The organism is Natrinema salifodinae, assembly GCF_900110455.1.
Lineage (GTDB): Archaea > Halobacteriota > Halobacteria > Halobacteriales > Natrialbaceae > Natrinema > Natrinema salifodinae.
Map to the genome: position 1 here is coordinate 952,721 of NZ_FOIS01000001.1, position 12,360 is coordinate 965,080.

General features: G+C 62.1%; 10 protein-coding genes and 1 pseudogene. 2 read left to right on the forward strand and 9 right to left on the reverse strand.

The window, feature by feature from the left end; translation table 11 throughout:
- Window positions 1-57: 57 nt before the first annotated feature.
- Both BMY29_RS04425 and BMY29_RS04430 read left to right on the forward strand, forming a co-directional pair.
- Window positions 58-1,635 carry an FAD-dependent oxidoreductase gene (locus tag BMY29_RS04425; protein WP_049990902.1) on the forward strand — a complete coding sequence of 526 codons (1,578 nt, stop codon included), beginning with the start codon at window positions 58-60 and terminating at the stop codon, window positions 1,633-1,635.
- A gap of 275 nt (window positions 1,636-1,910) precedes the next feature.
- Window positions 1,911-2,152 (forward strand): annotated as a pseudogene (locus tag BMY29_RS04430) (IS5/IS1182 family transposase); the annotation flags it as partial.
- Between the two features lie 244 nt (window positions 2,153-2,396).
- On the opposite strand, the gene BMY29_RS04435 reads toward BMY29_RS04430, so the two are convergent.
- The 9 genes from BMY29_RS04435 to dnaK form a co-directional block, all read right to left on the reverse strand.
- A complete protein-coding gene (locus BMY29_RS04435; RefSeq protein WP_074854628.1) occupies window positions 2,397-3,149 on the reverse strand; it encodes a YqcI/YcgG family protein in 753 nt (250 codons plus the stop codon).
- 23 nt (window positions 3,150-3,172) lie between these two features.
- On the reverse strand, window positions 3,173-4,030 hold the full coding sequence (gene cysC, locus BMY29_RS04440; protein ID WP_049990900.1) for an adenylyl-sulfate kinase: 858 nt from the start codon (window positions 4,028-4,030) through the stop codon (window positions 3,173-3,175).
- A complete protein-coding gene (locus tag BMY29_RS20900; RefSeq protein ID WP_160290109.1) occupies window positions 4,030-4,197 on the reverse strand; it encodes a hypothetical protein in 168 nt (55 codons plus the stop codon). Before BMY29_RS20900 ends, cysC begins: the two co-directional genes overlap by 1 nt.
- 79 nt (window positions 4,198-4,276) lie before the next feature.
- Window positions 4,277-5,500 (reverse strand): sulfotransferase domain-containing protein, encoded by a 1,224-nt coding sequence (locus tag BMY29_RS04445; protein ID WP_049990899.1) that lies wholly within the window; start codon window positions 5,498-5,500, stop codon window positions 4,277-4,279.
- Between the two features lie 674 nt (window positions 5,501-6,174).
- Entirely contained in the window at window positions 6,175-6,951 is a 777-nt protein-coding gene (locus tag BMY29_RS04450) for a hypothetical protein (protein ID WP_049990898.1), read from the reverse strand.
- A gap of 97 nt (window positions 6,952-7,048) precedes the next feature.
- The gene (locus BMY29_RS04455) at window positions 7,049-7,642 is read right to left on the reverse strand and encodes a DJ-1/PfpI family protein (protein ID WP_049990897.1); all 594 of its coding nucleotides are present in this window, start codon (window positions 7,640-7,642) and stop codon (window positions 7,049-7,051) included.
- Between the two features lie 99 nt (window positions 7,643-7,741).
- Window positions 7,742-8,902, reverse strand: coding sequence for a sugar-transfer associated ATP-grasp domain-containing protein (locus BMY29_RS04460; RefSeq protein WP_049990896.1), 1,161 nt, complete (start codon window positions 8,900-8,902; stop codon window positions 7,742-7,744).
- An 81-nt stretch (window positions 8,903-8,983) separates the two neighbouring features.
- A complete protein-coding gene (gene dnaJ / locus BMY29_RS04465; protein WP_049990895.1) occupies window positions 8,984-10,147 on the reverse strand; it encodes a molecular chaperone DnaJ in 1,164 nt (387 codons plus the stop codon).
- 170 nt (window positions 10,148-10,317) lie between these two features.
- Window positions 10,318-12,246, reverse strand: coding sequence for a molecular chaperone DnaK (dnaK, locus tag BMY29_RS04470; protein ID WP_049990894.1), 1,929 nt, complete (start codon window positions 12,244-12,246; stop codon window positions 10,318-10,320).
- Between the last annotated feature and the right edge of the window lie 114 nt (window positions 12,247-12,360).

A 12,360-nucleotide genomic window follows, 5' to 3' on the forward strand; every position in this document is an offset into this window, starting at 1 on the left:
CGGTTTCAGCCCTCCGTTCCTTGTAGCTGGGCGTAGACAGCCGGAACGCTGATCCCAATGCCGGACGCAACCCCACCGGAGTCCCCGCGCCAGGAGTCGCTGTGGCTGGCCACGACGCCGACGACCGAGTACGGTCCCCTCGAAGACGGCCTGAACGTCGACGTGGCGATCGTCGGCGGCGGCATCACCGGGTTGACCGCCGCGATCGAGTTGAAAGAGGCCGGCCGGACCGTCGCCGTCGTCGAGTCGGACCGCATCGTCGAGAGCACCACCGGGCACACGACGGCCAAACTCACCTCCCAGCACGGGCTGCTCTACGACGCGCTCGTCTCCCAGTTCGGGAAAGAGAAGGCGAGACAGTACGCGAACGCGAACGAGGCGGCGATCGACGCGGTCGAGCGCCGCGTCGAGGACGAGAACATCGACTGCGACTTCCGCCGGACGGAAGCGTACACCTACGCCGGTTCGGCAGACGACGCCGAGCGGATCCGCGAGGAAGTCGACGCGGCCCGGCGAGTCGGTCTCCCGGCCGCCTTCGTCGAAGAGACGCCGCTGCCGTTCGACGACTACGGCGCGATCCGGTTCGACGACCAGGCGGAGTTCCACCCGCGGAAGTACCTGCTCGCGATCGCGGAACGGGTCCACGGCGACGGCAGCCACGTCTTCGAGGAGACCCGCGCGCTCGATATCGATCCGGGGTCTCCGTGTCGCGTCGAGACGGAGCGCGGCGAAATCGTCGCCGACGACGTGGTGGTCGCGACGCACTTCCCGTTCTTCGATCGGGCGGGCTACTTCTCGCGGATGCACCCCCATCGCGCGTACCTACTCGCGGTCCGGATCGCGGAGACACCGCCCGAGGGGATGTACTACAGCACCGATTCGCCGCCGGCGACGATCCGGACCTATCGGGCGAGCGGCGACGGGAGCGGGTCTGGCGACGGTGCCGAAGACGGCGACCTCCTCCTCGTCGGCGGCCAGAGCCACAAGCCGAGCGTCGACGGAGTGCCGACCTCCGAACGGTACCGTCGGTGCGAGGCCTTCGCCCGCGAGCACTTCGCCGTCGAGTCGATCGAGTACCGCTGGTCGACGATGGACTACTCGCCGGTCGACCAGGTGCCCTTCATCGGACAGATCGACCCGCTGTCCGAGCACGTCTACGTCGGCACCGGGTTCAAAGGCTGGGGGATGACTGGCGGCACCGCCGCGGGGATGATCCTCTCCGATCTGATCGTCGAGGGATCGAATCCGTGGGCCGACGTGTTCGACCCTCAACGGCTCCCGACGAAATCCGGCGCGAAGACGTTCCTCGAGGAAAACGCGACCGTCGGCGGGAGCTTCGTCGGCGACCGGATCAAGGCCGCGCTCGCGTCGCTCGGCGCCGACGGGGCTGACGACCTCCCGGCGCCAGGCGACGCCGAAATCGTCCGGCGGACGGGCGGATCGATGGGACTCTACCGCGACGAGGAGGGAACCGTCCACGCCGTCTCGGCGACCTGCCCGCACATGGGCTGTCTCGTCCGGTGGAACGACGCCGAGCGGACCTGGGACTGCCCCTGCCACGGCTCGCGGTTCACCCACGAGGGCGACGTGCTGTCGGGCCCGGCGCTCGAGGGATTGCTCTATCGGGAGCTGTAACCGTCTCTGCCCGTACTCGTCGCCGGTGAGTAGGCCATAATTGGCGCGATTTCGTCGTCCGTGTGGAATTCATCAATGTTCTTCCCCGCGAAGTCGTGCTTGTGGCCTCGCGCTTTCCCTCGCTGCTGATGGACTCCGGGTCTTGATCGCGGGGAGTTCCGCGTCGAGAAAACTCTTGCCAGCGGACAATCCCACGTCGAGGAGGTGGTCGTCCAACTCGGCCGGAAGTACTCTGTGACGGTAGTCCCGGTGACGTCTCGGAGAACGGATGGGTGGATTTTCGTCCACTCATCATACACCGTGAGTTCTCATCACTCCAAAAACATAGAACGTGCGGCTGGATGCCGACCTCGACGGCTAACGGAACCAGAGCGAAACGGTGAACTCTCAACTCAAGCGCAAATACGGTGCGTTCGTCTGTTCACGACGCTGGTGGAACCAGTTTCGTGAACTCGCCCTTGCGTGTATCGTCCACAATCTCGACCGAACCCTCTACCGACCAGAACAGATCAAATAGATAACATATAGGGCGCCGATCTGTCTGGAAGATAGTAGAAACTGTGTGCTGAATACGGAGATACGTTCAGCAAACAGATCTAACAACAGTGGTGGCAAGTAACCGAAGTGCTTACTAAGTCCATAGAAGACGACCTCAGCGTACGACTGGAGAATTGCCGCCCTAGCATTCTGGTGGAAACACGATTTCATCAAACTGCGTCATGATTCACTACTATCCCCACCGTAAGAGTGAAAAGAATGTTCTATGATCTTTCTACGCTTATTTCAAAAGGAAATTCTTTCAAGCTTTCACCGTTAGATTTTGGGAGCAGATATTGTTTCCATTCCCGAGTATTGGGGTCGCTGTAGTCACCGATGTCCGGATGAGGTGCAACATCATCATAGTCTTTTAATCGGTTTTTGATAACCGAGCGAGCACGTTGGCCTTCTATCGTATCTCCACTAACATCGTCAAGAACACCCCGTGGTTGGATCGTTATTTCCAGTCCATACGGTGTATACCTGCTCTTCCGATCCGTATAGAATGGGGCACGTCCGACGATAAACATCGATTCTCCACAGAAGCAGAATTCCCATTCCGGATCACTTGGGTCCTCGGGAATATCACTCGGCCACGGTTCCGGATCTCGTTTGTGTAGAAATTCGAGTATCCGCCAGAACTGATCACGGTATTCCTGTTCACTCTGATTCTCATCAGGAGATTTGAAAAATATCACCAAGGTCGTCCGGTCGGCTATCGATTGATACCGTTCGAGATATTGTTGCAATCCTTCTTTCACTTTGAAGAGCGCATCATGATCACGGGAATCTCCTACGAAAAGGTAACGAGCGGTATCGTTCTGCTCAGCGTTCACCGCGAAATAACATGGATAGCGAGTATTCCGCATCGTCTCTCGGAACTGAATATATCTCTTTTTTTTCCATGCGATCAGTTCCTCTGCCTCGATCGCGTCTTGTAATTCAGATTGGTCGAACAGCAGTCCCGTTCTATTCATGATCAAAATATTGGTTAAATTATTCAATCATCGAAATGCTGTCCTGCAAGAAGTTCGCTCTTCTCGTACTTCTCACGTGTCTCTGTTCCACTGATTTCTGCAATCTCTTCAGGTACTGAGACAACCGCGTATCCAACATCTCGTCCGATAGCGACGGTATCGACGTCTGGAATGATCATCGTTTCAACGTTCGGATGGTCCTCGTAGACATCCTCGATCAGTTCCTGACGTTCCTGTGCGGTGAGTGGGTTCTTTTCGCTGAGCTCGGTATCACGGATGGCGATAATGACGTCTTTTCCGTTATCAGCAGCTGAATCAATGATCGTTCGGTGACCATCGTGGAGAGGTTGCCAACGACCGATGAAGAGGTGGCTCGGATCGAATTTGAGGTCCAATTCTGTATTGATCTTCTTGATGCTCTCTTCCTCCGAGTGCGTCGCCGTCCGAACTTCGAGTCCAACCTCCTCTCTCGTTGGCTCCTCGAACGGCGCGTCAATGCCGGTAAACCCCTCGATCTCGCCCTTACGCGCCTGTTCGTACATTCCTTTCACATCGCGTTCCTCGCACACTTCGACGGGTGCGTTGATATGGACGAACGAGACGTCCTCAATCTTCTCGGCGATCAGTTCTCGCTGGGAACGGTACGGGGTAATGAACGACGCGACGACGTCGAATCCCTGTTCGTTCAACGCCTGTGCAACTCCGGCAGCTCGCCTGAGGTTCTCGGTTCGATCCTCCTTGGAAAACCCGAGATCAGAATTGAGAGTGTTCCGAAGATAATCTCCGTCTAAGTGGACCGTACTCGGACCGATTAACCCCTCGGCGAGCGTCGTCTTTCCGGAACACGGCAGGCCGAAAAGCCATATCGTTTCTCCTGACATCAATCGATCTCCCCCGGAAGCATACGACGGCAGAGTCCGTCCGCACCGTTCCGAATCTCGTCGACGGTGGTGGGTTCGACATTATACGCCTCGGTCAGTATCGACCCCGCATTCGGCGTATCGTTGAACATGAACATCGCCTCGTTTATTGTGAGCGTGGAATTCATTATCGGCGACCTCGACGATCGGTGCCTCCACGAGCGACGCGAGTTGCCTTGCTGCTGCCGCCATCCGTCGCCGTTTCGCTCAGATCCATTCCGACTCCTCCGTGTATTTCAACTCCCGGAGTACCTCGGTGTACGGTTCGTCGGCCCGAGCGAGCGCACTCTTGATGAAGTCCTCCCTATCTCGCCAGCGAGCGTGTCTCGGTTCCTTCGTCGTCATCACCTTATTGGGGTTTTCGACGTTCTCCGAAAACAGCGCTGACTCACCGAGATCGGCGAATTCGACGATCTCCCCGACAGTGGAGCGAGTGTCGGTAAGAACGTCCTCGAACCGAACTCGAAGGACGTTCTCGAACGCGTCACGGCTATCGAGGATGTGGCGATGGGCTTGTGCCCATTGCATCAAACAGACGTCGATGAGTTTTCCCTGACGAACCCACCCCGGTGGGAGATCGTAACACCATAGCGAGCCATCGTATCCGTCGAGATCGAGATCTCCTACGTCATATGTTTGGAACCCTCTGTTCAATCGCCAACCATCGTAGAGGCCGTTGATCGACGCTGCTGGATTCCGTGTGAGATGAACGAGTTTGATATCGGTTTCGGGAAATAGCTGTTTGCGGATCCACGGGAGTCGGTACGCGTCGCCGCTCGCTTTGAGGACGAGCGTCCGCTCGAAGTCGTCGACCGTGAGCGCGCGCTTGTAACTGTGCGAAGACACGAACGGCCGATCCTCGATCGTTTCGGTTTTGAACGGACTGTTCGCATCTCGGTCCGCGTATTCGTCGTACTGTAACGGTGAGAGTCCCAGCTCCCTGAGAGTCTCGTCGAACGAGACTCCGTCGAGCAACGCGTCGTGTATCTCCTTGTACGGGAGTTCTCGATCGGGAAACTGCAACGGAAGCCGGACGAGCGTATTATCCACGCGGTGCGTTCGATCGCCGGATCGGTCGGTTGCACCGACCTCAGCGAGTAGATCCGTCAGGAGCTTCTCTCTATCGAACGACCCGAAGTCGGCCGGAACGACGTCGGATTCGAACGTCGGGTAACAGACTCCGTTCAGGGTGTACCATCGGTCGTGTTCGCCATCGGGACTACACGTTTCTTCGTGATGTCGAAGGATATCGAAAAGGAGGCTACTTCCTCCTCTCGGGGCCGACGTGATAAGCAACACACTGTCGAAGTCGTTAATCTGGTACTCCGACAGAATCGATCGTTTCTCCTCCGTGACGACCTCGTTTTTTACGTGTTCGTCGTTCCGTTTGGCTTTGTCGCGGAAATTGTTCGGAGGTTCTTCGAGGCTCACCGGCTACCACCTCTCGACGTGCCTACCGAATCAATCCATAGTCGGTTCCGCCTGTTTAGTTTCATTGACCGTGATCGCATCGACATAGTTTGTCATTTGATAACCATCACCAGGTAGCGACTGCAAGTTACGTGTGGAGGATCGGTCGCTACCAGGCAGAGGTCTACGAGTGGTGTATCCTTACGGCGAATCACGAAGTGAATGAGGGTTTCACATGCAGGGAAACTGGCGAACCAGCAGGCGGCACCAACTCGAAACACTCCAGTATATGACGATTTACTGTTGGCGAATTACCATCGAAATTCGGATCAGCAGTTTCCGCTATCGACTCATCAGCGAATGAGAGTGCAGTTCTAAACCGATCAAATAATGGCCAACCCATCTGTTGTTCATCACGACCTGCTCAAAACGCTCTTCGGTAGCCTGACGGAGTAGTAGGCTAACAAGGAACGGCTGGAGCCATCAGATCGTCTGAAGCGGCCGAACACCGGAGAAATGCGGTCAGCTTACAGACCACTTGGGCGGTTCCGACACACTACCGAAGAGCGGGCTAAGAAGTAGCTCTGTGGGACGTAAACCCGGACGGACTCTGGTGGGATACTTATCTGTCGAAACGGTCTACGCAGCCACACAAACGCGGGTCAAACTGACCGCCGCACCGCTGATCGCAACGGTTACGAGAACGATACGTCAGCGGAATCGATACGAGTCGGTTCGGGAACCGACTCGCTCGAGACGGCGTACTCGCCCCGTCCACCCTCGCCGGCAGCCGCCTGGTTTGCTCGATCCGCTTGCTCAGCCTGGTCCCCGTCGCCTGGCAGAACGATCACGCCCCGGGCCAGCAGCGGCGCGATCACGCCCGCGGCGACGGTCCGGGGGTCCGAGAGCGGCCCGCGGACGACGACGCGATCGTCCGCGGCCAGGTCGTACGTCTCGACGACCTCGCGCGCGGCTTCGAGTACGGCCTGGTGGCTCACCGTCCGCTCGCCGTCGGTCAGGAGCGCGGTCTCGGGTTCGATCGACAGCGGCGGGAACGACGGATTTTCGGTCCAGACGCCGGCGTCGAAGTGGTGGACGGCCGGCGAGTCGGGCTCGTCGCCATAGCCGACGCGCTGTGCGCCCCGCGGGAGGTCGTAATCGTCGAGGGTCGCGACGGGCGCCACGAGGGCCCGGAACTCGTCGTCCCCCGCGAGGTCCGTCGGCGGCTCGAAGCGGGTCCGGCCCTCGAGCAGCGTCGTCCCGAAGAACGCCAGCAGGGCGAGCGGCCCGTCGCCGACGACGCCGACGGTGACGCCCTCGCGGACGCCCGCGTGGCGCAGGAAGTTCCCGGCCTTCCAGGCGGTCGTACACAGCCAGTGGTAGTCGTACTCCCGGCCCGTCGCGTCGACGAGCCCGATCCGATCGTCGCGGCGCTCCCGGGTGAGCAGGTGGTCGACCGTCGCTGCGTTCATACCCGGGACTGCTCGCCCGGCCGAAAAAAGCGCGCCGACTCGCGGCGCGCTATCGATTCCCGTCGTTCGACGGGTACGACGGGTTCAGGACGCGCCGTCAGTCGTCCGCGGCCGCCGGCTCGGCGTGGTCGACGTCGGTCCCGAGACACTCGAGGAACTCGGCGAGCCACTCGGGGTGATCCGGCCAGGCCTGGCCGGTCACGAGATTACCGTCGCGGGTGACCTCGCCTTCCCAGTCGGCGCCGGCCCCGCGGACGTCCGCCTCGAGCGCCGGGTAGCCGGTGCAGGTCCGGCCCTCGAGCACGTCCGCGGCCGAGAGGATCTGCACACCGTGGCACAGCGCCGCGACGGGTTTGTCTTCCTCGAAGAAGTGCCGGACGAGTTCGAGCACCTCGTCGTAGGTCCGGAGGTACTCCGGCGCGCGGCCGCCGGGGACGACCAGGCCGTCGTATTCGGCGGGGTCGACGGCGTCGAAGTCCGCGTTCAGTTCGAAGTCGTGGCCAGGCTTCTCGGTGTAGGTCTGGTCGCCCTCGAAGTCGTGGACGGCCGTCGGACAGGTGTCGCCGGCCGCCTTCTCGGGACAGACGGCGTCGACTTCGTGGCCGACCATCTGGAGCGCTTGGAACGGGACCATTACCTCGTAGTCCTCGACGAAATCGCCGGCCAGGAGCAGGAGTCGCTTGCCTTGCATGGTTCGTGTCACCACTCGAAAAGACGGCGTTCTCCGTGAAAACCTGTATTGGGCATTTCCGTGACAGTCACGACTCCGAATCGGTGTCCGCCCCGCACCTCAGAGGACGCCGTGATCCCGGTAGAACCGCCGCGTTCGGGCGTCGGTCAGCAGCGGCCGGTGGACCTGTAACGATGCCACGCCCGGATAGCTGTTGGCCTCGATGATCCGGAACTCGCCCTCGTCGGTGACGACCAGGTCCCAGCCGACGTAGGGGACGTGGGAGAGCGTCTCCGCGATCTCGAGCAACCGCTCGCGAATTTGCTCCCAGCCGGGCACCGCCGTCCCCTCGATTCGAGTGCCGGTGTCGGGGTGGGACTCGTGCCAGTCGACGACGCCGTCGTGGGGGTACTCGGCGCCCGCGCTGAGTCGGCCGGTCTCTCGATCGACCAAGGCCGTCAGCCCGCCGTTCGAGAAGTTGTCCACGGGAACGGACTCGTCAGTTCCGATCCGGTGGATTGCGATCGGAACGAACGCCTCCCCCTCTCGTTCGTCGTACATCGTCAGGACCCGGATCGTGTTCGCCGTCTCGGGGAACATGTCGGCCGCGTAGTCGGCCTGGTCGACGTGCTCGCAGACCAGGTAGTGGTCGAGGTCCGCGAGCGTTTCGGCGAGTTCGCGCTCGCCGATCGGCGCGCCGTCGAACAGGTACTCGCCGTCGCCGCCGTCCTCGCCACCGGTCGTCCGCTCGAGGAAGTGGACGTTGTTCCCGCCGCCCCCGCTGAACCACTTCAGGACGAGCTGTTCCCCGTCCGCGAGGGTGTCGTCGAGCCAGGCGATCGGGTCCTCGGTCGGCCGCCTCGTGGCCGCCTCCGCCGATTCGGTCGGGTGCTCGAGTTCGATGCCGCCGTCGGTCAGCGCCGCCCGCTCGTAGGCCGGATCGAACGTGTGGAAGCGCCCGTCGGCGAGCAGCCCGTACACCGCCGGACGGTGGTCGGGAAACTCGCCGAGCACTCGGTGGAAAGCGAGTTTGTTGTCGATCAGCGCGTTCCAGTGGCCGTTGATCCGTTTCGTACCGACGAACCGCTGGTGGTCCGAGAGGTACGCGTCGGGATTGTTCGACTCGAAGTCGTAGAGTACGCCGGACTTGCTCAGAAAGCCGCGGCGGTAGAGCCAGAGCCGGCGCCGGGGCGAAAGATCGAACGACGGACCGGTCCGTCGCTCCGCACGGAGTAGCTTGCGAAACTGATTCGCCGTCCGGTAGGTTCGGGCGATGTCCATCGACGATGGCGACTGCACCGAGCGGGCCCATATTTATCGGCGCTATAAGATCGCATCCGGCCCTCGAAACAGTCCCGTCAGCTAGAACGCGCGCTTGATCTTCTCGAAGAACCCGTCCGCGATCTCGATCTCGTCGCCACCGGCCTCCGCGAACGCCTCGAGCGCCTCGCGCTGTTCCTCGTTTAAGCTCTCGGGCGTGACAACCTGGACCTGCACGTAGAGGTCGCCGTGGCCGCGACCGCGAAGCCGGGGCATCCCCTTGCCTTCGAGACGGAAGGTCTCGCCGCTCTGGGTACCCGTCGGGATCTCGAATTCGGCAGCGCCGTCCAGTGTCGGGACTTCGACAGTGTCGCCGAAGGTGGCCTGCGGGAAGGAGATGGGAAGCCGGTAGCGCAGGTCGTCGCCCTCGCGTTCGAACTCGTCGTGTTCGCGGACGGCGACGTCGATCAGCAGGTCGCCGTGGCGGCCGCCCTCGGGACTCGGCGCGCCCTCTCCTTCCATCCGGAGGGTCTGGCCCTCCTGAATGCCGGCCGGCACTTCGACGGTCAGCGTCGCCTCGTTGCGGACGTAGCCCTCGCCGCGGCACTCGCCGCAGGTCTCGGAGTACAGCGTCCCCTCGCCCTCGCAGCGGGGACAGGCCGTCGTCTGCTGGACCCGGCCCAGCGGCGTCTGCTGTACTTGGGTCACCTGGCCCCGGCCCTGGCACTCGGGACAGGTCCGGGCGTCGGCCTCCGGCGGGTGGCCGTCGCCGCCGCAGACATCGCACTCCTCGGGGCGTTCGACGGTGAACTGCTTTTCCGCTCCCGTGTAGGCCTCCTCGAGGGTAATCTCGAGTTCGGTCCGCAGGTCACGGCCCTTCCGGGGGCGACGGCGGCCGCGGCCGCCGCCACCGCCGCCGAAGACCTGCTCGAAGAGGTCGCCGAGTCCGCCGCCGCCCATCCCGCCACCCATGCCGCCGAACGGGTCGCCGCCCATGCCGCCGGCGCCGCCGGATTCGCTGGCGTCGAAGCCGTGTTTCTCGGCCTGCTCGTAGCGGTCGTGGCCCATCTGATCGTAGGCCTGGCGCTTCTCCTCGTCGGTCAGGACCTGCTTTGCCTTCTGTATTTTCTTGAACTTCTCCTCGGCGTCGGGGTCGTCGCTGACGTCCGGGTGGTACTCGGTGGCCTTCTCCCGGTACGCCTGTTTGATCTCCTCGGTAGACGCGTCGGGGCTCACACCGAGAACGTCGTAGAAGTCCTCGCTCATTCGTTGTTCCACCGTTACTCGGTTGAGCCACTTGAAACGAACGTTCCCTCCAGCACCGGGTGGGTACTCGTTCGAAGTCGAACGAACCAAACGCGTAGAAACGGCCGCTCAACGGCTATGAATGCGAATGTGAAGGCGAATCGCCGTCGGCGAGCTGACGGTCGATCGCGTTACTCGTCGTCCTCGTCCTCGTCGAAGCTGACGTCCTCGAAGTCGGCGTCGACGAACTCCTCGTCCTCGTCGCCGGCGGCACCTGCGCCAGCATCGGGACCGGGGTTCGGACCGCCGCCCATACCGGCGCCTGCGGCGCCGGCACCTGCGGCACCGCCGGCACCCGCAGCGTCGGCCTGGCCGGCCTGTTGCTGGTAGACCTGCTTGCCGATCTCCTGGAGCTCCTTGCTGAGGGCCTCGGTCGCGGCTTCGATGTCCTCGGCGTCGGCCTCGTCGTCGTCGATCGTTTCTTCGAGGTCCTCGATCGCACCCTCGATGTCGGCGCGAAGGTCGTCGTCGACCTGCTCGTCGTTCTCTTCGAGGAGGGTCTCGGCGCGCTGGATCGTCGCCTCGGCCGTGTTCCGCGCCTCGATGCGCTCGCGCTTTTGCTTGTCCTCCTCGGCGTGTTGCTCGGCCTCGCGTTGCATCTTATCGATCTCCTCGTCGGAGAGGCCGGCACCGCCCTCGATGGTGATCTCCTCGCTGGTGCCGCTGCCCTTGTCCTCCGCGGAGACGTTGACGATGCCGTTCTCGTCGATCGAGAAGGTGACTTCGATCTGCGGCGTTCCCGCGGGCGCCGGCGGGATGCCGGTCAGGTGGAACTCGCCGAGCAGTTCGTTCTCCTCGGCCAGTTCGCGCTCGCCCTGGAAGACCCGGACCTGGACGGTGGTCTGGTTGTCCGCCGCGGTCGTGAAGATCTTCGATTCCTCGGTCGGGATCGTCGTGTTCTTCTCGATCAGGCGCTCGAAGAGGCCGCCCTTGACCTCGATACCGAGCGAGAGCGGCGTGACGTCCAGTAGGACGATGTCGTCGACCTCGCCGCCGAGCACGCCGCCCTGGATCGCCGCGCCCAGCGCGACGGCCTCGTCGGGGTTGACGTTCTTCTGGGGCTCCTTGCCGGTCAGTTCCTCGACCTTCTCGGAGACCTGGGGCATCCGGGTCGATCCGCCGACCAGAAGCACCTCGTCGATGTCGTCCTTCTCGTAGCCCGCGTCTTCGAGGGCCTGCTCGGTCGGCTCGACCGTGCGCTCGATGAGGTCCTCGGTCAGCGACTCGAACTTAGCCCGCGTGAGCGATTCCTCGAGGTGGATCGGACCGTCGTCGGTCGCCGTGATAAAGGGCAGGTTGATCTCGGTCTCCTTGCGCGAGGAGAGCTCGATCTTGGCCTCCTCGGCGGCGTCTTTCAGCCGCTGGAGCGCCTGGCGATCCTCGCGGAGGTCCATGCCGTGTTCCGCCTCGAACTCGTCTGCGAGCCAGTCGATGATCGCCTGGTCCCAGTCGTCGCCGCCGAGGTCGTTGTCGCCGTTCGTGGCAACGACCTCGTAGACGCCACCGCCGAGATCGAGGATGGAGACGTCGAAGGTGCCGCCGCCCAGGTCGTAGACGAGGATGGTCTGATCATCGTCGTCGTCGAGCCCGTAGGCCATCGACGCGGCGGTCGGCTCGTTGATGATGCGCTCGACCTCGAAGCCGGCGATCTCGCCGGCGTCCTTGGTCGCCTGGCGCTGTCGGTCAGAGAAGTACGCGGGGACCGTGATGACGGCTTTCTCGACCTCGTCGCCCAGGTAGTCCTCGGCGTCGCGCTTGATCTTCTGGAGGATCATCGCCGAGATCTGTTCGGGCGTGTACTCTTCGTCGTCGATCTCGACGGTGTAGTCGTCCTCGCCGATGTGGCGCTTGATCGAGGAGATCGTCTTTTCGGGGTTCTGAATCGCCTGGTTCTTCGCGGGTTTGCCGACTAGGCGTTCGTCGTCGGTGAAGGCGACGATGGAAGGGGTCGTCCGCTCCCCTTCGGCGTTGACGATGATCTCCGGATCGCCACCTTCCATCACCGCGAACGCGCTGTTCGTCGTCCCGAGGTCAATTCCGAGAATTTTGTTGCTCGCCATCGTGGAGGCAATTGTGCGCACTTTGTTTTAAAGGTTACTAGCCCGAAGCAGGTTTCGAATAAAAGCCGCTGAGAACGCCTCACGCGCCCGTGTACTCGAGTTTCGAGCCAGCTA

What these genes read in the sequence shown, in the direction of transcription:
- BMY29_RS04425 (WP_049990902.1), top strand. Translation starts at nt 58, where the DNA reads ATGCCGGACGCAACCCCACCGGAGTCCCCGCGCCAGGAGTCGCTGTGG.
- dnaJ (WP_049990895.1), bottom strand. Translation starts at nt 10,147, where the DNA reads ATGAGCGAGGACTTCTACGACGTTCTCGGTGTGAGCCCCGACGCGTCT.
- BMY29_RS20900 (WP_160290109.1), bottom strand. Translation starts at nt 4,197, where the DNA reads ATGAATTCCACGCTCACAATAAACGAGGCGATGTTCATGTTCAACGAT.
- BMY29_RS04455 (WP_049990897.1), bottom strand. Translation starts at nt 7,642, where the DNA reads ATGCAAGGCAAGCGACTCCTGCTCCTGGCCGGCGATTTCGTCGAGGAC.
- cysC (WP_049990900.1), bottom strand. Translation starts at nt 4,030, where the DNA reads ATGTCAGGAGAAACGATATGGCTTTTCGGCCTGCCGTGTTCCGGAAAG.
- dnaK (WP_049990894.1), bottom strand. Translation starts at nt 12,246, where the DNA reads ATGGCGAGCAACAAAATTCTCGGAATTGACCTCGGGACGACGAACAGC.
- BMY29_RS04435 (WP_074854628.1), bottom strand. Translation starts at nt 3,149, where the DNA reads ATGAATAGAACGGGACTGCTGTTCGACCAATCTGAATTACAAGACGCG.
- BMY29_RS04450 (WP_049990898.1), bottom strand. Translation starts at nt 6,951, where the DNA reads ATGAACGCAGCGACGGTCGACCACCTGCTCACCCGGGAGCGCCGCGAC.
- BMY29_RS04460 (WP_049990896.1), bottom strand. Translation starts at nt 8,902, where the DNA reads ATGGACATCGCCCGAACCTACCGGACGGCGAATCAGTTTCGCAAGCTA.